This is a genomic window from Jannaschia faecimaris (genome assembly GCF_900107415.1).
GTDB classification, from domain to species: Bacteria; Pseudomonadota; Alphaproteobacteria; order Rhodobacterales; family Rhodobacteraceae; genus Jannaschia; species Jannaschia faecimaris.
On record NZ_FNPX01000004.1, the window covers coordinates 158,878 to 183,349 of the forward strand.

Here is a 24,472-nt window from a genome sequence, read left to right on the forward strand (position 1 = left end):
CGGCTTCCTCTTGGTTCAGGAATGCAGCGTCAGGACAGACGCTGCAAGCGCTCGGTCAGCAAGTCAAAGAATCCCTCGGCGTCCATGTCCCCGATGAAGAGCGCGTTGGCCGGGCGGTCCGTCACCCGCCACCAGTCGGCGACCGTCATGCCGCGGGTCAGTGGGCTTTCGACCTCGATCTCTACGTTGACCTCGCGCCCCGTGAACAGGTCGGGCCGCAGCAGCCAGGCGATGACGCACGGGTCGTGCAGGGGGGCACCGGCGCTGCCGTACTTTTCCTTGTCGAACCGCTCGAAAAAATTGGTCCAGGCGGCAACCATGAGGCCCACTTGGGTGCCCAAGTCGCGAAAGGCCTGCACGCGAGGCGCGGTGGTCAGCGCCTTGTGCGTCACGTCCAGCGGCAGGACCGTGATCGGGGCCCCCGCGCCGAAGACCACCTTGGCGGCCTCGGGGTCGACGTAGATGTTGAATTCGGCGGCGGGGGTGATGTTGCCCACCTCGAAATAGGCCCCGCCCATCAGGACGATGCGGGCTACGCGCTCCACGATGTCAGGCGCGCGCTGAAACGCGGTGGCAATGTTGGTCAGTGGCCCGAGTGGGCAGAGCGTTACAGTGCCGGGGGCCTCATTGCGCAGGGTTTCGATGATGAAGTCGACGGCGTGCTTGTCTTGCAATGGCATTGTCGGGTCGGCCATTTGCGGACCATCAAGACCGGTCTTGCCGTGCACATGTTCAGCCGTCACAAGGTCCCGCGCCATTGGGCGGTCGCATCCGGCGAACACGGGTACATCGGGGCGTTTAGCCAACTCGCAGACGATGCGCGCGTTCTTGGCGGTAAACTCCAGCGGCACATTGCCGGCGACCGCGGTCAGGCCCAGCACCTCAAGTTCAGGTGAAGCCAGGGCCAGCAGGATCGCGACAGCGTCGTCTTGCCCCGGATCGGTGTCGATGATGATTTTCTGTGTCATGGGCGCAAGAAGAGCGCCCCGCCCGGATTTGTCCAGAGCGGGGCGCGAATCCTTAGGATATATCGTCACGTGGGGCGCAAGAGGCCGCCGTGAGAGCCGATTTCAGGCTCTAGCTTCCGCTATCAAAATCCACCTGTTCAACCAACTTCAGCGCTTCCGCGCGGTGCGAGGCGATGGCGGTCAGGTCGGTGGCATCGGGGGTCAACTCACCCCAGCTCGCGACCAGGTCCGAGGGCTTCGAGCCGGGGGCGACAGGGTATTCGTTTACAACGTTGGCATAAATTGTCTGCGCCTCGGGCGAGGACAGGTACTCCATGAACGCAAGCGCCTCGGCCTCGTTCGACGCGCCCTTGACCATGGCGACGCCCGATACGTTCACGTGCGTGCCCGCTCCGTCTGCAAAGGTCGGGAATTCGATCCGCACTGAATTGGCCCATTCCGTCTGCTCGGGGTCGGCCAGCATTGCGCCCATGTAGTAGGTGTTGCCCAGGCTGATATCGCATTCGCCGGCCCAGATCGACTTGACCTGCGCGCGGTCGTTGCCTTCGGGGGCCTTGGCAAGGTTTGCCTTCACGCCCTCCAGCCAGGTCTTGGTGGCCTCCAGCCCGTTGTGCTCGATCACGGCAGAGACAAGGCCGATGGTATAGTCATGGGTGCCGGACCGGGTGCAGATGCGGCCTTTCCACTTGGGGTCGGCCAGGTCTTCATAGGTCGTGATCTCGCCCTCGGCGACGCGGTCCTTGCTGGCATAGACGATCCGCGCGCGTGTCGTGACGCCGAACCATTGGTTGTCGTCGTCGCGCATCGCATCGGGGATGTTCGCGGTCAGCAGATCGCTTTCCACGGTTTGCAGGACGCCCGCATCCTTGGCTTCCGACAGCCGGGCGATATCGACGGTGAAGATCATGTCCGCAGGGCTGCGCGCGCCTTCGGCGACCAGACGCTCGGTAATGCCCTTGTCGATGTAGACGACGTTGGCGGTGTGGCCCGTGGCATCCTGAAACCCATCGATCAGCGGCTGGATCAGCTCGGGCTGTCGATAGGAGTAAACGTTCACCTCACCGGCGAAGGCGGGGGTGGCGATAGTGAGGGCGGTCGTGGCCAGAACGGCAGTGCGGAGCATGGAAGCCTCATGTTTGGATTTCATGCCGGATATATTTCTGAGTATTTTAGTCGGGTCAATCCCGACTCTTTTACTTTGTTTCTTTCTCGCGCACTTTCGCCGCGTCCCAAAGTGCGTCCATCTCGACCAGGTCCGATTGGACCGGTGTGCGCCCGTCGGCGGCCAGTGCGTCCTCGATCGACTCAAACCGGCGCGTGAACTTGGCGTTTGCGGCACGCAGTGCGCCCTCGGGGTCGACACCCAGATGACGCGCCAAATTCGCGACAACGAACAGCAGGTCGCCCATCTCCTCTTCGACCTCGGTCTTGCTCAGGTGGTCGCGCGCTTCGACCAACTCGGCTGCTTCCTCCTGAACCTTGTCCAGAACCTGCGATGTGTCGGGCCAGTCGAACCCGACACGTGCCGCGCGGTTCTGCAACTTCACTGCGCGCAGCAGGGCTGGCAATCCGAGCGCAACCCCGTCGAGTGTGCGGCCCGCCTTTGCCTGTGCCCGTTCCTTGGCCTTGGCCGCCTCCCAATCCGCGACCTGCTGTTCCGCCGATTTGTCCCGGTTGCCGTCGCCCCAAATATGCGGATGCCGGTCGACCATTTTCTGCGCCACACGCTCGGCTATGGAATGGAAATCGAAGCGCCCGTCTTCCAGACCCATCTGTGCGTGGTACACGACTTGCAGCAGCAAATCGCCCAGCTCGCCCTCCAATTCGTCCCATGCGTTCCGTTCGATGGCGTCGGCAACTTCGTAGGCTTCCTCAATGGTGTAAGGCGCGATGGACCCGAAATCCTGTTCGATGTCCCATGGGCAGCCGGTATCTGGGTCGCGCAGCCGTTCCATGATTGCCAGTAATCGCGGCAACCCGCCGTCCGGGGTGGTGCAAATGTCGTCTTTTGAATTGGGGGTCATTGGCATTCCTCCGTCCGAAGTGTTGTCTGCCCCGAGACCCGCCGAAAGGACACCCCATGCCCGTCATCAACTCGATCGCCGCAATGGAGCCGGAAATGCGTGAATGGCGCCGCTGGTTGCACCGCAATCCGGAGCTTCAGTTCGACCTGCCCAAGACGGCGGGTTTCGTAGCGGGCAAACTGCGCGAGTTTGGCGTCGACGAGGTGCACGAGGGGATCGCGACCTCCGGCATTGTCGCCATCATCGCGGGGCGCGGCGAAGGCCCGACCATCGGGTTGCGCGCCGATATGGATGCGTTGCCCATCAAGGAAGCTTCGGGCGTCGAGCACAGCTCGGAAACCGAGGGAAAGATGCACGCCTGCGGTCACGACGGGCACACCACGATGCTGCTGGGTGCCGCAAAGTACCTGGCCGAGACGCGCAACTTCAAGGGCCGCGTGGCGCTTATTTTCCAACCGGCCGAGGAAGGCGGTGGCGGCGGCGATGTCATGGTGCAGGAAGGTGTGATGGACCGGTTCGAGGTGGAACAGGTGTATGGCATCCACAACGCGCCCAACTACGCCGAGGGCGAGTTTTTCACCACGCCCGGTCCAATCATGGCCGCAGTGGACACGTTCCACATCGACATCACCGGCAAAGGCGGGCACGGCGCGATGCCGCACGATACCAAGGATCCCGTGGTCGCGGCACTGGGTATTGGGCAGGCGATTCAGACCATCGTGTCGCGCAACCACTACGCGTTGGACGAACTGGTCGTGTCGATCACCCAGATTCACACGGGAACGGCGGACAACATCATTCCCGGTGGTGCCTATATCGAGGGGACAGTGCGCACCTTCGACCCGAAGGTGCAGGATATGGTAGAGCGCAGGCTCAAACAGATCGTCGAAGGGCAGGCGGCAAGCTATGACGTGACCGCGGCCTGCCGGTACGAGTGCGGCTATCCGGCAACGGTGAATGATGCCGAAAAGGCGGCCTTCGCCGCCCGCGTCGCGGCGGACGTCGTGGGCGAGGGGCGTGTCACGGCGAATGCGCCGAAGGAAATGGGAGCCGAGGACTTCAGCTACATGCTGAACGTGCGGCCGGGGGCTTACCTGCTTTTGGGTGCGGGCACGGGGCCTGTGTTGCACCACCCAGAGTACGACTTTAACGACAGCATCGCGCCGCTTGGGGCCAGCTTTTTTGCCCGCATGGTCGAGACCGCGCAACCTTTGTAATTCACTCCGGCCTTCGATCTTGATCGGAGCGCGCCTTATGACATGCATCCAAACGGTGCGGTCTGTCTGTTGCTTGTGTCACGGCGTTTCCTGCGGTTGCGCCTGTGTCGGGGGCGTCGATCGTTGAGGACAGGGCGGAAGACTTAGCGCGACCCGCTGGGCCTGCCGTGACCAACCTGTCAGGGCGCGACCCGGCTCTTCCGCAGGTGCGCCACCAGCGCCTTCGCCGACCAGCCCGCCGCGCGATAGCTTGCAAGCGACCGGGCGTCGTCACGTTTGGCCAGCCGTTTGCCGGCTGTGTCGCGCACCAGATCGTGATGATGATAGTCGGGCGTCGGCAGACCAAGCAGGCATTGCAACGCGATGTGGATCGGCGTCGCTTCAGCCAGGTCTTCGCCGCGTGTCACCAGATCGATGCGTTGTTCAGCATCATCCACGGTAACGGCCAGATGATAGGACGTTCCCATATCGCGCCTGGCGACAACGACGTCACCGATCGCAGCGCGGAACGCCTCGGCAGTCATGCTGCGCAGCTGTCCATCCTCGGTCCAGTGAAAATCGGGCACGTAATCGCCGTCGAGGCGCAGCGCCCTGTCGGTCGGGCGGGGGCCGGATCGGGACGAACCCCGACAATTGCCCGGATAGACCACTCCGTCCGGCCCCATCAGCGGAGCGCCCTCCTGCGGGGCGGAGGCTGCGGCTAGGATATCACGGCGGTTGCAGGTGCAGGGATACAGTACGCCCATCTCCCACAGCCGGTCCAAAGCTGCCCCATAGGCCCCCATCCGCTCCGACTGCCGCATCACCGGCTCGGGCCATGTCAGGCCAAGCCAGTGCAGATCGTCGTAGATTGCGACTTCCCATTCGGGGCGGGCGCGACCCTGGTCGATGTCTTCGATCCGCAGCAACATGTCGCCCCTATCCGCCGCCACCAGCGCCGCCCAGGCATGGCCCAGATGAAGCGGCCCGGTGGGCGACGGCGCGAAGCGGGTGATCATTCGGCCGCCTGACGAACCCCCAGCCAATCCTGCCAATCGGCCTTGGCCCGGTCGGTGTACATCTTGTAGCGGACCTGCCGGCCCTTGCGTCCGCCCTTTGCGTCCGAAACGGGCGGGAACAGGCCGAAATTTACGTTCATCGGCTGGAACGTCTTGGCCTCGGCACCGCCGGTTATGTGCGTGACCAGCGCGCCCATCGCCGTCGTTTGGGGCACCTCGGGAAGGCTTGCCCCCCGCATTTCAGCCGCCGCCATGCGCCCGGCAAGCAGCCCCATTGCGGCAGATTCGACGTAGCCTTCGACGCCGGTGATTTGCCCGGCAAAGCGAATGTGTGGTTTGGACTTCAGGCGCATCTGGGCATCCAGCAACGTGGGCGAGTTGATGAAGGTGTTGCGGTGGATACCGCCCAGCCGCGCGAACTGCGCGTCCTGAAGGCCCGGTATCATGCCGAAAACCTCTTTCTGCGCTCCGTATTTCATCTTCGTCTGGAAGCCGACGATATTGTAAAGTGTGCCAAGCGCATTGTCGCGGCGAAGCTGAACAACGGCATAGGCCTTTTCTGTCGGGTTGTGCGGATTGGTCAGGCCCACCGGTTTCATAGGTCCGAACCGGAGCGTTTCACGCCCGCGCTCGGCCATGACCTCGATCGGCAGGCAGCCGTCGAAATAGCCGGCTGTCTCGCCCGGTTTGAACTCGGTCTTCTCGGCCGCCAGCATGGCATCGATAAAGGCCTCGTACTGATCCTTCGTCATTGGGCAATTGATATAGGCCGTGCGCTCTTCCTCGGTCTCGCCTTTGTCGTAGCGCGACTGCATCCAGGCGGTGTCCATGTCGATGCTGTCGAAATGCACGATCGGCGCGATGGCGTCGAAGAAGGCCAGGCTTTCCTGACCGGCCTCATCCGCGATGGCCTGTGCCAGGCCGGAACCGGTCAATGGCCCCGTCGCGATGATCCAGTGGCCACTCTGGGGCAGGGCGCTGACTTCCTCGTCCACCACTTCGATCAGGGGATGGGCGCGCAGGCGGGCGGTTACGGCCTCTGCAAAGGGGTCCCGGTCGACGGCCAGCGCTCCGCCGGCAGGCAGGCGATGCGCGTCGGCCATCTCCATGATCAAGCCGCCCGCGGCCCGCATCTCCCAATGAAGCAGGCCGACCGCGTTCTGTTCGCTGTCATCCGAACGGAAGGAGTTCGAACAGACCATTTCGGCCAACGACCCGGTGCGATGGGCGAAGGTGCCGACACGTGGGCGCATTTCGTGGATGACGACAGGAATTCCGGCCTGAGCGGCCTGCCACGCCGCCTCCGACCCGGCCATTCCACCGCCAATGATATGAAGCTTTTCTGACATGGCCGCATAATAGGCCGAGAGGCGGCGGCGCGAAAGCGGATTTGACCATTCATCTGCCATGGGGCGGCGGCGTTTCGGCGCAGCGCCTCGCAGCAGTCGAAACAGGTCCGAGAAGGCCTTGGCCCTCGAAAATGCGAAAGCTGTCTTGCCTACTCGCTGGCCATGGCCATGGGGCTGGCACCGTTGGAGTTGCAGAACCAGTCAACGACGCCGCGCAGGGTCGCATCGCTGTGACGGGTCTCGTGGTAGGTGATCCAGAGTTCGCCCTTCACCGCGTTTCCCGGAAGGTCGGCCAGTACGAGATTATGGTGCGGTTGAACCATGAAGTCGGGCAAGAGGCCCGGCAGGCCCGTCTCGCAGACCATGTCGAGAGCCATTGGCATTTCCTCTACCCGGTAGCGGGGCTGAGCCTTCGCTTCCTTGTAGATGTCGCGCAGCAGGTCGGCATCCGGATAGCGATGGGTCAGGCCGATCCAATCCCCGTCCATCTTGATATTCTTACCGTGATACACGCGCAGGTAATAGTCGCAGAATTTGCGCGCCTTCAGGCGTCCGCCTTCGGGGCGACCGATGCGAACCTGAATGTCGGCTTCTCCGAGCCCCTGAGAAAAAACCTTGTCGGTCAACGTCAGCATGACTTGCGGCAGATACTCAGAAAGCTCCCCGGTGCGGGGCAGGACGAATTGTTTGTGCACCGCGGGTGGCGCGGCGATCTCGATCGGGATGGGGGTGGTTTTGTCGCCAGCGATCATGCTCGAAATCTCGCCGCGCAACGTGTGATCGAGGTCTTCTGCAATCAGCGCCAGTCGTTCGGCCACGATGGTAGCGACGAAACCCGTTCCCCGTTTTTCGAAAAGGGATACGCCAAGATCATGGCTCAACCGGTCAAGACGCCGCGAAACTGTCGCGACATTTGTGTCCAGATACCTTGCTGCCGCCGACATTGTGCCATGTCGCGTCATCGCAAGTACGAATTTCAGGTCGTCCCAGTTATCGAGCGTCATGCGCTTCTCCGAGAAACCTGAACGCTTGATCAGGCGAAATCAATGCTCAACAATAGCGGGAAACTGAAAACCAAAAAATACCCTAGGGTTGTGTTACCTTGCACCCACTTCGCCGGAGCGAAAACCCACAGATCGCCGGATCGCAAACCCAAACCAAGATTGGTACTGATCTGCATCACTCCGGAGTTGTATCGGTTGCATCGTCCGGTGACACCTCAACATCATCCTGTTTGTCCGCGACACGGGCAACGGTCACCACCCTTTCGCCAGCCTTCGTATTGAAGACCTTGACCCCGCCCGCGCTGCGCGACCGGAAGGAAATACCGTCGACCGGGCATCGGATCGATTGGCCGGTCGAGGTGGCGAGCATGATCTGGTCATCCATTTCCACCGGGAAGGATGCCGCGATCGGGCCGCCACGGGCCGCCTTGTCCTGTGCGCCCACACCCATGCCGCCGCGTCCACGAACCGGGTAGTCATGCGAGGATGACAGCTTGCCTGCGCCGCCTTCCGTGATGGTCAGGATCAAATCCTCGTGTGCGGACATCTCGGCATAACGCTCCTGGGGCAGGGATGCGTTGGCATCTCCTTCCTCGTCGGTGTCCATTTCCGCATCATCGGCCAGGCCGGCCATCGCGCGGCGCATCTTGAGGTAGGCGGCACGTTCATCACTCGTCGCATCGAAGTGACGGATGACGGCCATCGATACCACGGCATCATCCTTCCCCAGACGGATACCGCGAACACCCGTCGAGGCGCGGGAGTTGAAGACCCGAACGTCTGTCGCCGGGAACCGGATCGCCCGGCCGGACCGCGAGACCAGCATAACGTCATCATCGTTCGACGCGATACGGGCGTTGATTAGTTTCCAGCCCTCGTTCTCGCCCTCGAACTTCATCGCAATCTTGCCGTTCCGCATGACGTTGGCGAAATCCGACAGCTTGTTGCGCCGCACGGTCCCATGGTCGGTGCAGAACACGACCTGCAGTTCATCCCAGTGATCTTCGTCCCGGTCGATGGGCATGATTGCGGCGATGCCTGTCCCCGTCTCGATTGGAAGAAGATTTACCAGCGCCTTGCCCTTGGCGGTGCGCCCGCCCTGCGGCAAGCGCCACGTCTTGAGCTTGTAAACCATCCCGTCGGTCGTGAAGAACAGAAGCGGCGTATGCGTGTTGGCCACGAAGAGGGTGGTGACAACGTCCTCTTCCTTCGTCGCCATGCCTGCGGTGCCCTTGCCCCCACGTTTCTGCGCGCGGAAATCGGCCAGCGGCGTGCGCTTGGCGTAGCCCGAGGAGGTGATAGTCACGACCATATCCTCCCGCTCGATCAGATCCTCGTCGTCCATGTCGCCGGACCAGTCGGTGATCTCGGTGCGGCGCGGCACGGCGAATAGATCGCGGACTTCCGCAAGTTCGGCCGAGATGATTTCAAGGATGCGCGCGCGAGAGCCGAGGATTTCAAGGTATTCCTTGATCTTGCCTGCCAGCTCCTCCAGCTCGTCGGTGACTTCCTTGACGCCGATCTGGGTCAGACGTTGCAGGCGCAGGTCCAGTATGGCGCGGGCCTGTGTTTCCGAAAGGTTGTAGGTGCCATCGTCGTTCATCGTGTGCGTGGGGTCGTCGATAAGGCGGATGAAAGGCGCGATTTCCTCGGCGGGCCAGCGGCGTTCCATTAGTTTGCTTCGGGCCTCGGCCGCATCGGCGGAGGCACGGATCGTGCGTACCACTTCGTCCACGTTGCTGACGGCGACGGCCAGACCGCAGAGGATATGGCTGCGCTCGCGCGCTTTGCGCAACTCGTAGGCGGTGCGCCGTGCAATCACGTCTTCGCGGAACGACAGGAACGCGGTCAGGAAGGCCCGCAGGGTAAGCTGTTCGGGGCGACCGCCGTTCAGCGCAAGCATGTTGCACGCGAAACTGGTCTGCATCGGCGTGAAACGGAACAGCTGGTTCAAAACGACTTCGGCAGTGGCATCCCGCTTTAACTCGACCACGACGCGAACGCCGACGCGGTCAGATTCGTCCTGAACGTGGGCAATGCCCTCGATCCGTTTTTCCTTGGCGGCCTCGGCGATCTTTTCGATCATCGTGGCCTTGTTTACCTGGTAGGGAATCTCATCAAGGATGATGGCGTATCGGTCTTTCCGGATCTCCTCGACCCGCGTCTTGGCGCGCATGATGACGCTGCCCCGGCCCTCAAGGTAGGCTTTGCGGATGCCGGTTCGGCCCAGGATGATACCGCCCGTGGGGAAATCCGGGCCGGGAACATACTCGATCAATTGCTCCGACGTCAGGTCCGGATTCTCGATCAGCGCCAGGCAGGCGTCAATCACTTCGCCCAGGTTGTGAGGCGGAATATTGGTCGCCATGCCGACCGCGATGCCGCCGGCCCCGTTGACCAGCATATTGGGGAAGCGCGCCGGCAGAACCGACGGCTCGGTATCCTTGCCGTCGTAATTCGGCACCATGTCGACGGTGTCTTTTTCGATATCGGCCAGCAGGTAGGCGGCGGGCTTGTCCATCCGCACCTCGGTGTAGCGCATGGCGGCCGCATTATCGCCGTCCATCGAGCCGAAGTTGCCCTGACCGTCCAGCAACGGCAGCGACATCGAGAAATTCTGCGCCATCCGCACCAGCGCCTCATAGATCGCGGAGTCGCCGTGCGGGTGGTACTTGCCCATCACATCACCGACAGGGCGCGCCGATTTGCGATAAGATTTGTCATGCGTATTACTGGTTTCGTGCATCGCATAGAGGATGCGGCGGTGGACCGGCTTCAACCCGTCGCGCAGGTCAGGGATCGCGCGGGAAATGATTACCGACATCGCGTAATCCAGAAAGGACGTTCGCATCTCGTCGATGATCGATACCTGAGGCCCCGCATGCGCCATCACTTGGCGCTTGGGGGTTTCGTCTTCGTTTTCAGGGTTTTGCGGCTCGTCGTTCATTCGATTCTGCGCCTCAGGTCGAAACTATATCTGGTTGCCGGTACCCTTAGCATCCCCCGCATATGGGCTCAACGATGTTCGACGGCAGCCGACCTACAAGGTGTTGCCGGGTTGCCTTGCAGCCATATCCACGGAGTGCCAACAGGCTGTTTAGATTGACGTTTTATAATTCTCGGCCAAGCTGAATTCGGGGGGCATCAAAGGAGCCATCAATGAGCACCGAAACAGAATTGATGATGAAGGGCTACGGCCTGACCCTGGCCGAAATGTTCTATCATATGCCGGACCATCCCCATGTCCTCAACACGTTCATCTGGCAGGAGTACGACATCGCTCCGGATCATCCACGCCTGTTCAAATTCATCGAATACTGGAGCAAGGAAATCGAGGGGGCGCTTCATTCGGTGCGCTTCACCCACCGTAAGATGATCGCGCCGGGCGAATGGCGTAACGTCACCGGTGAATTCCCGCTGCACTAGGGCGGCGTATCAGGTGCGCCGCGCTGCAACGAACCAGATCATTGCCAGGCCAAGCGACAGCACACCGTTCCATCCGGCCATCGTCAGGCCCAGCTGCCAGACGATATCGTCGCACATGACGATCGTGTCGGTGATTTCAGTCGAAAGGAGGTCGGTTGCCGAGAGGGACGAGAGGCCGTCGCCCCCGCCGGTGCAGCTGCTGGGACCGGGCCACCAACCTTGTTCCACGCCGGCATGGAAAAAGCCGATTCCGCTGGTCGTGAGTGCGGCCAAGCCCGCCAGTGCCGCCATCGTCCGCGGCATCACTCCCGACACCGCCAGAATGCCCAGCACGATCGCCGCCGCATGGGGCCAGCGTTGCCAGATGCACATCGCACAGGGCGCATAACCAGCCAATTGGAACAGGAACGCCCCGCCTAGAAGGCCGATGTGGCCAACTGTCGCGATGCTGGACAGGGGCCGGGCGACAAGACGCTTCATATAAACCTCAGCAATACGAAAGCCCCGATCAGGACAACGAAAAAGGCGGAGAAAACAAGGCCCAGGTGCCGTTCGATGAAGCCGCGGATAGGGGGGCCGAATTTCCACAGCAGCCCCGCGACGATAAAGAACCGCAGGCCGCGTGCAACAACGCTTGATACAATAAAGACGGGCAGGGAAAGCTGCGTCCCCCCCGACAGGATGGTGATGACCTTGTACGGAAAGGGTGTCACGCCTGCTATCAACACGGCCCAAGACCCCCATTCGTTGTAGCGCGCTCGGAACGCTTCGAAGCTGTCGGCTTTGCCCAGCGCAGTGAGGACCGGCTCACCCAGCGTCTCGAACGCGAAGAATCCTATGGCATAGCCAGCCATACCGCCCGCAACGCTCGCCGCTGTGCACACAAGCGCGGTCAGCCAAGCGCGTGAGGGTGCGGCCAGAACCATCGGGATCAGCAGAATATCGGGCGGGATCGGGAAGATCGAGCTTTCGACGAAGCTCACGATGGCCAAAACCCAGAGCGCGCGGGGATGCGCGGCCCAGGAAAGCGTCCAGTTATAGAGGCTTCGGATCATGACTTGCCGGTCCCACGGAACCGTCGCAGGGTCAAGAGATTGGTTTGTCTCACCGGGGGAGGCGCATATGCGTTGGCAAGGGCGACGGGGAAGCCGCAACATCGAGGATCGGCGCGGGCGAAGCGCTGGCCGCGCCGTGGCCGGCGTCGGCAGCCTTGGCATCGGTGGGCTGCTTTTGGTCGTGGTCGTCGGCTGGGTGTTCGGGATTGACGTATCGCCGTTGCTTTCGGGCGGTAACGCGGGCGGTTCGCAGGTGTCGCGCCCCGTCACTGCGCAAGAGCAGCGAGAGGCGGAGTTCGTGTCCGTCGTTCTGGCCGACACCGAAGAGGTCTGGGCGGACGTGTTCCGCAGGCAGGTGGGCGAAGCATATCGCGCACCGATGCTGGTGCTTTTCTCCGGCGTGACATCCAGCCCTTGCGGCGGGGCGTCGGGCGCGACCGGCCCGTTCTACTGTCCCGCGGATCGCAAGGCCTACCTCGACACCGCTTTCTTCACCACGCTGGAGCAACGGTTGGGCGCGCAGGGCGACTTTGCAGCCGCCTACGTGGTTGCCCACGAGGTCGCGCACCACGTTCAGAACGAGTTGGGTATTCTGGGGCAAGCGAACCAGGTCCGGGCGCAATCGTCCCCGGAGCAGTCGAACGCGATATCCGTGCGGATCGAACTTCAGGCCGACTGTCTGTCGGGGATATGGGCGCGAATGGCCCAGGAAAGTTTCGGAAGTCTGGAGCGGGGCGACCTGCGCGAAGCGGTAAATGCCGCGCGACAAATTGGCGACGACCGGTTGCAGCGCATCCAGGGTCGCGTGCCGATGCCGCATACCTTCACCCACGGCACATCTGAGCAAAGAGCGCGATGGTTTGAGCGCGGCTACCAGAGCGGGGACATCCAGTCCTGTGATACGTTTTCAGCCCGTCAACTCTAGCAGGGATCGGCCGTCTTCCGGATTGACGGGGGCGGGGCGGGAAGATACGCAGCCCGCACTACCTCGCGAGACGGGCCCGTGTGGCGGAATTGGTAGACGCAGCGGATTCAAAATCCGCCGCCGCAAGGCTTGCCGGTTCGAGTCCGGCCACGGGTACCACCTGAATAGTAGGTTTATTAAGCGATACACCCCATTCGGGGGCCCGGATGCCGGAATACGATTCGCTGGGAAAGCCGAAAATTGTTTCGAAAGTGCGAACGGCCGAAAAACACGGGTGTAGCACATTCGGAAACAGAGCATTTTCAAGCCGCCTCACCGCCGCCTTATTTCGTTTCCGTTTTTGCAACGACCGATAGTGGACGGGATGAGCCTGACGGGAATTGCCCTGCATAAGATGATTGGAAACAGATGCTTGAAGATTCTTTCGTCGAAGGTGGCGCAGGTCCTGTTGAGTAAAACACTTCTATTGTTGAACACCTAGAAACAGATTGCCGTGACAATTGTGCGCGCTCGGCCCAAGCGCGCCTTAATTTGGCCGCATGCGCCCAACGCGGGACACTTTTCGCCTCATTTCACTTCCACGAGGTCGGTTGATCGGCTAAAACTTGCGTACGCCTGATTTTGGGCGGTGTGCGCTGGCCATTTTGGCGACCGCATTTGTGAGCATCCGGATGGATGTGGCTTGTTTTGTGCGGGTACGGTCCGATTAGGACGTACGATGGTTCTCTGCTGGAATCCCCTCACTGATACAGGCGCGCCATCCGCCAGTGTCTGCAGATGTGATTGCCCTTAAGCCATTCGGCAAACATCGCCAATCGATCGGGCCATTTTAACCGGACCGAGCGGAGTTGCCGTCTTGCTGACGTTGCCGACCCATCAGCACCATTACAGTGCAGTCACCAAGACTGCCTTGGTCCCTTCATTTAATGATCTCTGCCGGATTGCCGCGCCAAGCGCGCCTCGGTGCTGTTTCAGGAGTCACTGCCATGACCTTTCCCACTACGCCCGCAGATAAGACCCTGATTGACTTTAACGATCAGGGGGCCGGCACGATCATCGACGGGCAGTATTCGGTCGACGGCGTGACGATCAGCAGCATCAATCACGACGGGTCCATCGATTCCCAGAACCCCCCGATGATCTTTGATTCGGCGTGTCCGACCGGCGGTGACTGGGACCTGGCGACGAGCAACCTGGGCAAGGTTCTCATCCTGTCGGAGGATCGTGACAGCCATGATCCCGACGACAATGCCAGCGGCGGAATTTTCAAGTTCGACTTTGATGGCGATGTCACGGTGCACTCGCTGACCCTTCTGGATGTGGAGGAAGGCGCGTCGATCAAGGTCTATGACGAACACAGCAATCTGCTTAAGGAAGTAGACATCTACACATCGAACAATGGTCAGTACGTTGCCGATATCAGCGTCGATGACGCAGCTTACATGACGATCGAGCTTTGCGGCTCCGGTGCGGTTGACAACCTGTCGTTCACGAAGGGCCCCGCGCTCGATGGCGTCGTCAACGGCACCGGTGGGGACGATCTTATCAACTTGGTCTACGTGGATGCGCAGGGTGATCGGATCGACAACAACGATGCACTGGGTGTCGAAGGCACGACGGGTGACGAAGATCTGGTTCTGGCAGGGGCTGGCAATGATACCGTCTACGCCGGCGCGGCCGACGATATCGTGCGCGGGGAGAGCGGCGATGACGTCCTCGACGGTGGTGCCGGAAACGATGTGCTGGAGGGTGGCGACGGCGACGATGAAATCGACGGCGGTGTGGGCAACGATCGGATCGAAGGTGGCGACGGCGCAGACACCATCAGGGGTGGGGATGGTGATGACCTGATTGTCGGTTTTGATTCCGTTTCGATCAAAGATGGCGATACGACCGTTATGGAAGATGACGGCGCGGATGATCTTCTGATTGGCGGCTTCGGTGATGACACGATCCTGGGCGGCGATGGTGATGATACGATCCGCGGCGACGACGAGTTCGGCAATTGCCCCACAGGCGCGAGTACGTATTTCGAGGAGTGGGCGCAGGACATCTCGAACGTGGTGTTTTATTTCGACACGGACGGCGACGGTGTGTTCGACGTTCAGGTCAAGGTGGACGACTTCCCGGACGATGGTTCCGGCACATTCATCTCGAACGATCTGGACGACTTCTACGGTCAATTGGCCGCGTTTGCGGCCGACGGCGGCTCCGTGCCGTCCGACGCAACCGTTCTTGGGGTCTCAATCAAGGGTGGCACCCAGCCGACAAAGTATTTCGCTGTCGACGGCAACGCCAATGGCGAATTGCCCGACCCGGGCCCGACCAACAACACGGGGCCTGGAAACGATGCAGAGCTCAGCTACGGCGATTTCTTCTCGACCTATGACCCTGCCGCATCGAACGGAAGCGGGAGTGAAACGTTCAATGACCTGATCGACGGCGCCAACGGCGCGGATTTGATCTTCGGCGACAAAGGGGATGATACGATCTTCGGCGGGGCCGGTGATGACACGATTGACGGTGGTATCGGCAACGACCTGATCGACGGCGGCACAGGTAACGACCTGATCGAAGGCGGCGACGGCAACGATACCATCGATGGCGGTTCCGGAGGCGACACGCTGCACGGCGGGGCTGGTGAGGACCAGATTGAGGGCGGCACCGGCAACGACTCGATCACTGGCGGTGACGGCAACGACACAATCCGCGGCAACGGGGGTGATGATACCCTCGATGGTGGCGCGGGTGACGACTCGGTCTCGGGCAGTGCCAACGACGACCTATTGTTCGGCAGCGACGGCAACGACGAAGTGTTTGGCTCCGGCGGCAATGACACCCTGGACGGCGGCGCGGGTGACGACGAGGTGCGCGGCGGCAAGGGCGAAGATCGGGTTTCGGGCGGCGATGGTAACGACACCGTGACCGGCTCTGACGGCAACGATACGATCGACGGTGGCGACGGGGCCGACACGATCGACGGTGGCGATGACCGCGATCTGATCCTTGGTGCCACGACTGGTGACATGATTGACGGTGGCTCGGGTGGCGATGATTTCGATACGCTTGACCTGACCGGATCGGACGTTGCTTTCATCGATTACGACCCTGAGAATGTTGAGAATGGCGTCGTCAACTTCCGCGATGGCACCACGGCGCAATTCGAGGATATTGAGGCCGTTATCCCGTGCTTCACGCCGGGCACGCTGATCGCTACACCGAAGGGCGAGGTCGCGGTGGAGGCGTTGCAGGTCGGCGACCGGGTTATCACCCGAGACAACGGAATCCAGTTGATCCGCTGGGTCGGCAAGCGGGATATGACCGCAGCTGAGCTGTCGCAGAACGGGGCATTGCGCGCCGTGATGATCGGTAAAGGAGCCTTGGGTCACGGCCTGCCCGAGCGTGATATGGTCGTGTCGCCGCAGCACCGCGTCCTGATCGCCAACGACGAAACCATGCTCTACTTTGACGAGCGTGAGGTGCTGGTCGCGGCAAAGCATCTGGTCGGCCGACCGGGCGTCGAGCGGATGGGTGCGACTGATATCACCTACCACCACGTGATGTTCGACAACCACGAGGTCATTCTCTCGGACGGTGCCTGGACCGAAAGCTTTCAGCCGGGCGATCACTCGCTCAAGGGGCTGGGAAAAGCCCAGCGAGAGGAGATCTTCGCGATCTTCCCCGAATTGCGCGAACATGAAGGGCGCGAGGGGTATCCGGCCGCACGCCGGATGCTGAAGCGTCGGGAAGCTGAATTTCTCGTGCGGTAACACGTAACTGGGGTTTTGCCCGCCCTTTCTGGTGCGGGACGATTTGGCGTAGCGGGGCAGTAGATGGCGGCTGCCCCGTTAGCGTTTGAGGCGGCTGGTTTTCGTGTTAACTGCGGGGTCAGGAAAATTCGCGCGGAGAACATAATGCGGCGTCTGCACTTCTACATCATGGGTTTGATTGCGCTGGGTTACGGTGTGGTCGGGATGGCCGAATACGTCATGGTCTCCTACGGGTTGCAGCTGGGATGGCTCGATAAGTACCCGGCCGAGCAGATCGAATGGCTGGCCAGCCTGCCGAACTGGGTTCACGGGGTCTGGGGTGCGCATGCTACTCTGGCGCTGGTCGGAGCCCTTTGCCTGTTGGCTCATCTGCGTCCGGCAGTCTGGATGCTGTTTTTCGCTTTCGGCGCGTTGCTCGTGTTGGAGATATGGGCGGTGGTTTTCGCCTCGCCGTCGCTTCTTGCTCTGACCAGCAGCGCCACGATGACCTGGGTGGTCATGGCCTTGGTGACTGGCCTTAGCCTTCTGATTTATCTTTATGCGCGGCAGGAGCGGCGCACGGGCGAGGTGCTCTGATCCGCTTTACCGTCTTGCGCGGCGCTGCTAGGAAAGCCCGACTAAAACGCTAGGGGTTTGATGGCACCGCTTCTGCACGTCGAGGGACTTGTCCGGCATCTTGGCGGACGAAACGTGGTCGACAACATTTCGTTGTCCGTGCCGGCGGGCCAGGTGACATGCCTGCTCGGGCCGTCGGGATGCGGCAAGTCGACGACGCTGCGCATCATCGCTGGTGTCGATCGACAGGACGCCGGGGTTGTCAGGCTCAACGGCCAGATTGTGTCGGACGACACGCGCCACGTGCCTGCCGAAAGGCGCGGCGTGGGCCTAATGTTCCAGGACTTCGCTTTGTTTCCGCATCTTACGGTTGCCCAGAACATCGCGTTCGGCTTGCCTAAGGATGCCACGTCGACGGTGCGGGTGCAGGACCTCTTGAACCGAGTCGATCTGGCAGGCTACGGCGAAAAACATCCACATGAACTGTCAGGCGGCGAACAGCAGCGTGTGGCCTTGGCCCGCGCGTTGGCTCCAAGACCCAAGATCATGCTGATGGACGAGCCGTTTTCGGGCCTCGATAACCGTCTCCGAGACGAGATTCGCGATGCGACTCTCAGCGTACTCAAGCAGGAGGGGACCGCCGTTCTGCTTGTCACCCATGAGCCGGACGAGGCCATGCGGATGGCCGACGAAATCGCATTGATGCGCGACGGACGAATCGTTCAGCAGGCTGCCCCCTATAACATCTATAATGCGCCCGCTGACTGTGCGGCAGCCGGGTTTTTCAGTGATATCAATATTTTAAATGGGGAAGTCCACGGTGCACTGACCGAAACACCCTTCGGTCAATTCCTGGCACCGGGCCTTTCCGAAGGGGCGGAAGTTGACATCGTATTCCGGCCCCAACACGTCCGCATCGACTTTGATCGCAACGGCCAAGGTCCGCACCCGACAGCGGCCGAGGGGACTCCTGCGCGCGGCACGGTCCTGCGCGCGCGGTTCATGGGCAAAGAGAGTTTGGTGGAGTTCTTGATGGACGACGGAACAAGCCGAGTCACGGCGACCGTTCCGGCGGTTTTTCTGCCTAAGCCCGGCACGATCCTATGGTTGTCGATCCGACGAGATAGGTGCTTCGTTTTTCCCCGAAAGACGTCCGCAGCGGCATGATTTCGTACAGAAAAAGCCGCCCCGGGACAACAGGGCGGTTTTGGCAAGGCAGAACCTGTCAGAAGTTCAGCGTCCCCAGGACCGGACGTCACCACAGTCGACATGGGTGAAGTTCGAACCGGAGTAACGCCCGACACCACCAGCGCCGCAGCTGGCCGCGGCCCGTGATACCTGACTCACCGACCGGGAGGACAGGCGCAAATCGGCGGCTCGTCCTTCCAAGTGAAGCGAATACTTGGCAACACCGCTGGAGCGTCGGCGCAGCATCGCGTTCGTCGCCGGCGACCTATAACCCGACAGCAGGAGGAAAGGCTCTCGTGCGTCGACAAGGCGATGCGTCGCGGCAATGATGTCCACGGTGCGGTTATCTATCGATTTCACTTCGTTCCGACGCCAGTCGCGGAAGAAGAAGTTGATCTCGGCCAAAGCGTCACGAAGGTAGTCCCCCTCAATCCAATAGACCGTTTCCATGCTCTCGCCGGTACGTGCGTTGTGCATCTTGACTGTGCGGATGTCGCCACCCCCACGCAAGAACCCGGCTGCTTTGGAATAGGTTGGTGCGGCGGCCACTGCGGTTGCAGCGAAAGCGCCTAGAAGTCCCCGCCGTGTCATAGACATCGGCGCGCTTGCGGATATTTTTTCGCTCACGTTTTGCCCCAATTTGGTTTTGACCATCTTCGCGGTCTCGTTTGCCCTACCCCAAGCGACAGGCACTCAGTGACACAGACGGGGTGATTCTCGAAGCTGGGATACCTCCATTGGTGTAGGTGAGCAAAATCTCGCGCATCTGGGATTCGTGATGAAACCTTTTCTGGTCTGTTGCACCTGTGCCTAAAAAGACTTTCTTTGAAAAAGGTGAATGGACATCATTTTTCCCTCGGGTAACCTAATATTCGAGCTCTGATTTTTGAGGTTTTCGATGTTCCTGCGCGTCACTTCTCTTGCGCTTGCCGGGCTGCTTGCGGTCAGCGGTCCGTCTGCTGCGGCCCCTTTGGTGACGCCGATGCAACAGGCCGTGGCCCAAGCTGCCTCTGCTGACGAAACGATTGCAGCGTTCTACCGTGGGCGCGATTTTGCGCCGGTTTGGATGGGCGAGGGGGCGGGGGACCGTCGCGCGGCCTTCCTCTGGGCCCTGGATCAAGCCGAAGATCATGGCCTTCCCGCTGGCCGTTACGATGCCGCCACCATCCGCGCTGAATTCGCCGCCGCGACGGACCCGGCCGCGCGCGGTGCGCTGGAAGTGGCAATGACCGAGCGATTCCTGCGCTATGCGCAAGACGTCAGTTCCGGCGTTGTCGACCCCAGACAGGTCGACCCTACGATTGTGCTGAACGTGCCGAAGCGTGACTGGCTGGTGCAGATGACGCGTTTCGTGGAAGGCGATCCTTATGCCTTCGTGCAGGGGCTATGGCCGGCGTCACCAAACTATACCCGGCTTCTGCGCGAGAAGCTGCGCCTGGAGGAAATGGAGCTGACTGGCGGCTGGGGTGCGACCGTTTCAGGTGAATTGGTGGCCCGCGGTTCTGACGGTCGTGCGGTTGTAGACCTGCGCAACCGGCTGGTTCGCATGGGGTATCTGCGCCGCTCCGCGGTTTCCGCCTACGACGCAGGAATGGAAGCCGCCGTGCGCGCATTCCAGATTGATCATGGATTGACCCCGGACGGGGAGGCCGGCGAAGCAACGCTTGCCGCCATCAATGTCTCGCTCGAGGATCGGAAGGGTCAGATCCTGGTCGGGTTGGAGCGTCAACGCTGGATGAACAAGCCGTTGGAGCCTAGGCATATCCTGGTGAACCTGGCTGAGCAGCATGCCTACGTCTACGATGACGGCAAGGTGACTTTTGATACGGTCGTGGTGGTCGGTGCCGACACGCCCGACCGTCGCACGCCCGAGTTCAGCCACACGATGACGCACATGGTCATCAACCCCTATTGGCATGTGCCCCGGTCGATCACAGTGAACGAATACTTGCCCGCCTTGCGGCGCGGCGGGGCGCAGCACCTGGAAATATATTCGCGTAGCGGTCGTGTGAACCGATCGAATATCAACTTCTCGAACTATACGGCGCGCAACTTTCCGTTCAGCCTGAAACAGCCGCCAGGGCCGCGCAATGCCCTAGGCCGGGTAAAGTTCATGTTCCCGAACCAGTGGAACATTTATCTTCATGACACGCCAAGCCGAAACCTGTTCAGTCGCGACCAGCGGACCTTCAGCCACGGTTGTGTACGCGTCGGTAAACCGCTGGAGCTGGCCTATCATCTCCTGGCCCCGCAGACCGCAACACCGGAGTCCGATTTCGCTACCAAGTTGCGGTCGGGCCGCGAAACTCGCGTGAACCTGCAAGACCCAATCGGCGTACATCTTGTGTACTGGTCGGCCTGGGTTACGCCGACGGGCCGCGCTAATTATCGCGGCGACCCTTATGGTCGCGATATAAAAGTCTTGCGCGCATTGCAGGATGCCGGGGTGGAACTGGACGCGTCGCGCAGTTAAATCGCCCTCGGGGGCGCATCGCCCCCGGAGGTGCCGCGATGTTCACGCTCAACCAGATTGCCGAAGCACTGGGTCGCCCTGTTGTCGGGGATGGCACTGCTACTTTCGCGCGCGCGTCCGAACCGGACAGCGCCGGGCCGGATGATCTGGCACTGGCGATGTCGCCCAGCTACGCTGATGCGCTCAAATCGGGGAAAGCCCGCGTGGCGATCCTTTGGGACGGGGCCGACTGGGAATCGTTCGGCCTTTCGGGCGCAGTGCTAGTTCCCCGCGCGCGGCTCGCGATGGCCGGAATATCGGCCGCGCTGGATGCGGGACCGCAGATGAACATTGGTGTTCATCCCACCGTGATTATCGGGGACGGTGCCGAGATTGCCGATGGTGTCAGCATCGGTCCCTATAGCGTAATCGGCGCAGGCGTTCGGATAGGGCGCGGGGCGCGGATCGCGGCACATGTGACCATGGCGGAACATGCCACCTTGGGGGGGGACGCCCTGTTGATGCAGGGCGTTAGGATCGGCAGCTACGTCACTATCGGAGACCGGTTCATCGCGCAGCCCGGCGCGGTGATTGGCGGCGACGGCTTCAGCTTTGTCACGCCCGAGGAATCCGGCGTTGAACGCGCGCGGAAAACGCTTGGCGATCAGGGCGACATTCGCGCCCAAAGCTGGACGCGCATCCATTCGCTGGGATCGGTGACCATCGGCGACGACGTGGAGGTTGGCGCGAATACGACCATCGACAAGGGCACGATCGCAGACACCCGCGTCGGACGGGGCACGAAGATCGACAACCTCGTGCACATTGGCCACAACAATCGCATCGGCGAAGATTGCCTGATCTGCGGTCAGGTCGGGATGGCCGGAGGATCCAGGGTGGGCGACCGGGTCGTGCTGGGTGGGCAGTGTGGCGTGAACGACAATATCTCCATCGGGAACGATGTGGTCGCGGGCGGGGCGACCAAGATTTTCACCCGCGTGCGCGACGGCGAGGTAATCTTGGGCAGCCCGGCGGTGAAGATGGAAACCAACATGGCGATGTATAAGGCGCTGCGCCGTCTGCCGCGCGCGTTGGAGCAGCTGGCCGAGCTTCGCAAGATCGTTACGATCAAGGTTCAGGGGTCGCGCCATGACGACTGACATTCGAACCCGTGTCCATGAGATCGTGGCCGAGCAGGCGATGATCGACGTCACGGACGTGTCCGACACATCGGTGCCCGCTGATCTGGGCATCGATTCCATGGGACTGGTCGAGGCGATTTTTGCGATCGAGGAGGCATTCGATATCCAGGTGCCCTTCAACGCGAACGCGCCCGATGCGTCCGATTTCGATTATTCCTCGGTCGGGGCGATTGTCGGGGCGGTGGAGCGTCTGGTGGCCGAGAAGCGGGTGTGACCCGCCGCGTCGTCATCACCGGGGCGGGCACGATCAACGCCCTTGGCCACGACGTGCCAAGCACGCTTGCCGCGATGCGCGAAGGCCGCTCTGCCATCGGGGAACTGGACATACGCGATGTCGACCGCCTGACGATCCGCATCGGCGCTCAGGTGAAGAATTACACAGAAGGCGCACATTTCAACCGCCAGCAGATCGCGCTCTACGACCGCTACACGCAGTTCGCCCTGTTGGCTGCGGGGCAGGCGCTGGCGCAGGCCGGGTTGACGTTCCAAGGGAAGTTGGCGGCGCGATCAGGCGTCATCCTGGGCACTTCGGGCGGAGGGTTGAATACCCAGGACGAGAATTACCGGGCCGTCTACGAGGGCGGCAAGAACCGCGTGCATCCCTTCGTCGTGCCCAAACTGATGAACAACGCGGCCGCCGCGCATCTGAGCATGGAATACAACCTCAAAGGGCCGTCCTTTACCGTGGCCACGGCGTGCGCCAGCAGCAATCACGCCATCGGGCAGGCGTTCCATTTCGTCAAATCCGGAATGGCCGACGTGATGGTCACCGGTGGGGCCGAGGCGATGCTTTGCTTTGGCGGGGTCAAGGCGTGGGAGGGATTACGGGTGATGTCGCGTGACACGTGCCGCCCGTTTTGCGCCACCCGGTCGGGGATGGTGCAGGGGGAGGGCGCGGGCATCTTCGTACTGGAAGATTACGACCACGCCCGTGCACGTGGAGCGGAGATCCTGGCCGAGGTGGCGGGGGCCGCGATGACGTCGGATGCCTCGGACATCGTGATGCCCTCGCGCCAGGGGGCGGAGCGCGCGATGGCCGGGGCCCTTCAACAGGCGGGTCTGAACACCGGGGATATCAGCTACATCAATGCCCATGGCACGGGCACGGCGGCCAACGACAAGATCGAAAGCGCCGCGGTTGCCCACATCTTCGGCGCGGACGCGGACAGACTTGCGATAAGTTCAACCAAGTCGATGCACGGCCACTGCATCGGTGCGACCGGTGCGATCGAGCTCTTGGCCTGCATCATGGCCCTTCGTGATCATGTGATCGCGCCGACCGCCAATTGGCAGGAGTTGGACCCGGAATGCTCGTTGGACATCGTGCCTAACGTGGCCCGAGACGCAACGGTGACGGCGTGCTTGTCGAATGCCTTTGCCTTCGGGGGCATGAATGCAGTTCTTGCGCTGAAGGCGGTCTGAACGAAAACGGGCGGCCCAAGGGACCGCCCGCTCACACAACTTCAAGTATTTTACGGGTTCGCCACTTCGACTGCGGCCAGACCTGCGGTAAAGCCGGAAAGCGACATCGTAAGCTCGGCCCGCTGATCGGGGGCGAGTGCCGGGACCACGACCAGCGTCGCTGCGGCCCCGCGCTTGAAGGCGGCGACGTCTTCGGCGGTGAAGCCCATGCGGCTGTAGCAACCGGTGGCGTCACAGAAGCTGTAGGGATAGCGGCGCGGCTGGCCGCCATCGATCGACATCGTCACCTGCGCAGTCAGTAGGGTCTGAAGGGGTGTCAGAATGGTTGCACCGGCCACGATATCCCCACCATCGGGCAGATCGAAGAAGTTCACGTCGGCGGTCGGGTTGCCCTGCTGATCCGCCAGACGCTGGTACAGCTGGCAGGGGTCTTCTTGCCCCTCGGGCGCTTCCAAGCAGCGTACTTCCCAATCGCCATGCTCCTCGCGCACGTAGATCTGCGGTCCACCGCCAAGTGCTTCACCGACAGAGGAACCGGTGGCAAGGTCGCCGCCCGGCGTCGGGGCAACTGGGGCCTGTGCCGCAGGTGCCTGTTCGGTATCGGCGGCAGGCTCCTCCGTGGCGGTATCCTGTGCCCAGCTCGGGACGGCCAGTACCATGGAAAGCACCAAGGCGGACGCCAACGCTGGATTGAAACGGGAAGGGGTAAAAGTCACGGCCAACTCTCCTCAGAATATCATTTTGCGCCGTTTAGCACGGGTTGGAGAGAAGGTGCAGGGGGGATCGAAAGACGCCCGGCGGCGTGGCGCCGATCCAAGAGCGGATTGTCTGTCTAAAATAAGAAAAGGGCCCATCAAAAGGCCCTTTCCCGTCTTGTTGTTATCTCTCCCCGTCGGACTGGCCGACTTGATGCCGGA

The 24,472-nt window shown here is 61.6% G+C and carries 21 protein-coding genes and 1 tRNA gene; 11 read left to right on the plus strand and 11 right to left on the minus strand.

Annotation, left to right across the window (positions count from 1 at the left end; genetic code table 11):
* Window positions 1-29 precede the first annotated feature (29 nt).
* From BLV27_RS06660 to mazG, 3 genes are all read right to left on the minus strand, one after another.
* A complete protein-coding gene (locus BLV27_RS06660) occupies window positions 30-968 on the minus strand; it encodes a nucleoside hydrolase (RefSeq protein ID WP_092644159.1) in 939 nt (312 codons plus the stop codon).
* A 109-nt stretch (window positions 969-1,077) separates the two neighbouring features.
* A complete protein-coding gene (locus BLV27_RS06665) occupies window positions 1,078-2,115 on the minus strand; it encodes an extracellular solute-binding protein (protein ID WP_425283647.1) in 1,038 nt (345 codons plus the stop codon).
* Window positions 2,116-2,161: 46 nt separating this feature from the next.
* Window positions 2,162-2,992, minus strand: a complete 831-nt coding sequence (gene mazG, locus BLV27_RS06670; RefSeq protein WP_092644163.1) for a nucleoside triphosphate pyrophosphohydrolase — start codon at window positions 2,990-2,992, stop codon at window positions 2,162-2,164.
* 56 nt (window positions 2,993-3,048) lie between these two features.
* Here mazG and BLV27_RS06675 point away from each other — a divergent pair, with 56 nt between their 5' ends.
* On the plus strand, window positions 3,049-4,209 hold the full coding sequence (locus tag BLV27_RS06675; RefSeq protein ID WP_092644165.1) for a M20 aminoacylase family protein: 1,161 nt from the start codon (window positions 3,049-3,051) through the stop codon (window positions 4,207-4,209).
* A gap of 179 nt (window positions 4,210-4,388) precedes the next feature.
* Here BLV27_RS06675 and gluQRS read toward each other — a convergent pair whose 3' ends face one another.
* The 4 genes from gluQRS to gyrA all read right to left on the minus strand — a co-directional run bounded on the left by gluQRS (window position 4,389) and on the right by gyrA (window position 10,507).
* A complete protein-coding gene (gene gluQRS / locus BLV27_RS06680) occupies window positions 4,389-5,207 on the minus strand; it encodes a tRNA glutamyl-Q(34) synthetase GluQRS (RefSeq protein WP_092644167.1) in 819 nt (272 codons plus the stop codon).
* Entirely contained in the window at window positions 5,204-6,556 is a 1,353-nt protein-coding gene (trmFO, locus tag BLV27_RS06685) for a methylenetetrahydrofolate--tRNA-(uracil(54)-C(5))-methyltransferase (FADH(2)-oxidizing) TrmFO (protein ID WP_092644368.1), read from the minus strand. Before trmFO ends, gluQRS begins: the two co-directional genes overlap by 4 nt.
* Window positions 6,557-6,705: 149 nt before the next feature.
* Entirely contained in the window at window positions 6,706-7,560 is an 855-nt protein-coding gene (locus BLV27_RS06690) for a LysR family transcriptional regulator (RefSeq protein WP_092644169.1), read from the minus strand.
* Between the two features lie 175 nt (window positions 7,561-7,735).
* Window positions 7,736-10,507 carry a DNA gyrase subunit A gene (gene gyrA / locus BLV27_RS06695; protein ID WP_092644171.1) on the minus strand — a complete coding sequence of 924 codons (2,772 nt, stop codon included), beginning with the start codon at window positions 10,505-10,507 and terminating at the stop codon, window positions 7,736-7,738.
* 212 nt (window positions 10,508-10,719) lie between these two features.
* Here gyrA and BLV27_RS06700 point away from each other — a divergent pair, with 212 nt between their 5' ends.
* Window positions 10,720-10,986, plus strand: a complete 267-nt coding sequence (locus BLV27_RS06700; protein ID WP_092644173.1) for an usg protein — start codon at window positions 10,720-10,722, stop codon at window positions 10,984-10,986.
* 9 nt (window positions 10,987-10,995) lie between these two features.
* Here the strand turns inward: BLV27_RS06700 and BLV27_RS06705 are convergent, their stop codons facing one another.
* Together BLV27_RS06705 and BLV27_RS06710 are read right to left on the minus strand one after the other, a co-directional pair.
* Entirely contained in the window at window positions 10,996-11,466 is a 471-nt protein-coding gene (locus BLV27_RS06705; RefSeq protein ID WP_092644175.1) for a disulfide bond formation protein B, read from the minus strand.
* Window positions 11,463-12,041: a YqaA family protein gene (locus BLV27_RS06710; protein ID WP_092644177.1), complete on the minus strand. Its 579-nt coding sequence runs from the start codon at window positions 12,039-12,041 to the stop codon at window positions 11,463-11,465. The genes BLV27_RS06705 and BLV27_RS06710 overlap by 4 nt, the downstream gene beginning before the upstream one ends.
* 67 nt (window positions 12,042-12,108) lie before the next feature.
* Here BLV27_RS06710 and ypfJ point away from each other — a divergent pair, with 67 nt between their 5' ends.
* The 5 genes from ypfJ (at window position 12,109) to BLV27_RS06735 (ending at window position 18,458) form a co-directional block, all read left to right on the plus strand.
* Window positions 12,109-12,966 (plus strand): KPN_02809 family neutral zinc metallopeptidase, encoded by an 858-nt coding sequence (ypfJ, locus tag BLV27_RS06715; protein WP_092644179.1) that lies wholly within the window; start codon window positions 12,109-12,111, stop codon window positions 12,964-12,966.
* A gap of 74 nt (window positions 12,967-13,040) precedes the next feature.
* A tRNA-Leu gene (locus tag BLV27_RS06720) sits at window positions 13,041-13,125 on the plus strand.
* Between the two features lie 827 nt (window positions 13,126-13,952).
* Entirely contained in the window at window positions 13,953-16,736 is a 2,784-nt protein-coding gene (locus tag BLV27_RS06725; protein WP_280140291.1) for a Hint domain-containing protein, read from the plus strand.
* Window positions 16,737-16,880: 144 nt separating this feature from the next.
* On the plus strand, window positions 16,881-17,312 hold the full coding sequence (locus tag BLV27_RS06730) for a hypothetical protein (RefSeq protein ID WP_092644180.1): 432 nt from the start codon (window positions 16,881-16,883) through the stop codon (window positions 17,310-17,312).
* Between the two features lie 60 nt (window positions 17,313-17,372).
* Window positions 17,373-18,458 (plus strand): ABC transporter ATP-binding protein, encoded by a 1,086-nt coding sequence (locus BLV27_RS06735; protein WP_092644182.1) that lies wholly within the window; start codon window positions 17,373-17,375, stop codon window positions 18,456-18,458.
* A 66-nt stretch (window positions 18,459-18,524) separates the two neighbouring features.
* On the opposite strand, the gene mepK is transcribed toward BLV27_RS06735, so the two are convergent.
* A complete protein-coding gene (gene mepK / locus BLV27_RS06740; RefSeq protein WP_092644372.1) occupies window positions 18,525-19,070 on the minus strand; it encodes a peptidoglycan L,D-endopeptidase MepK in 546 nt (181 codons plus the stop codon).
* Between the two features lie 307 nt (window positions 19,071-19,377).
* Between mepK and BLV27_RS06745 the strand changes: the two genes are divergently transcribed.
* From BLV27_RS06745 to BLV27_RS06760, 4 genes are read left to right on the plus strand one after another with little or no spacing between them, the layout of a single operon-like run.
* Complete coding sequence (locus BLV27_RS06745) at window positions 19,378-20,952, plus strand: L,D-transpeptidase family protein (RefSeq protein ID WP_092644184.1); 1,575 nt, start codon at window positions 19,378-19,380, stop codon at window positions 20,950-20,952.
* A 38-nt stretch (window positions 20,953-20,990) separates the two neighbouring features.
* A complete protein-coding gene (lpxD, locus tag BLV27_RS06750) occupies window positions 20,991-22,091 on the plus strand; it encodes a UDP-3-O-(3-hydroxymyristoyl)glucosamine N-acyltransferase (protein ID WP_092644186.1) in 1,101 nt (366 codons plus the stop codon).
* On the plus strand, window positions 22,081-22,347 hold the full coding sequence (locus tag BLV27_RS06755) for an acyl carrier protein (protein WP_092644188.1): 267 nt from the start codon (window positions 22,081-22,083) through the stop codon (window positions 22,345-22,347). Before lpxD ends, BLV27_RS06755 begins: the two co-directional genes overlap by 11 nt.
* Window positions 22,344-23,555 (plus strand): beta-ketoacyl-[acyl-carrier-protein] synthase family protein, encoded by a 1,212-nt coding sequence (locus tag BLV27_RS06760; RefSeq protein ID WP_092644190.1) that lies wholly within the window; start codon window positions 22,344-22,346, stop codon window positions 23,553-23,555. Before BLV27_RS06755 ends, BLV27_RS06760 begins: the two co-directional genes overlap by 4 nt.
* Window positions 23,556-23,605: 50 nt before the next feature.
* On the opposite strand, the gene BLV27_RS06765 is transcribed toward BLV27_RS06760, so the two are convergent.
* Window positions 23,606-24,271: an invasion associated locus B family protein gene (locus BLV27_RS06765; RefSeq protein WP_244504572.1), complete on the minus strand. Its 666-nt coding sequence runs from the start codon at window positions 24,269-24,271 to the stop codon at window positions 23,606-23,608.
* Window positions 24,272-24,472: the final 201 nt, after the last annotated feature.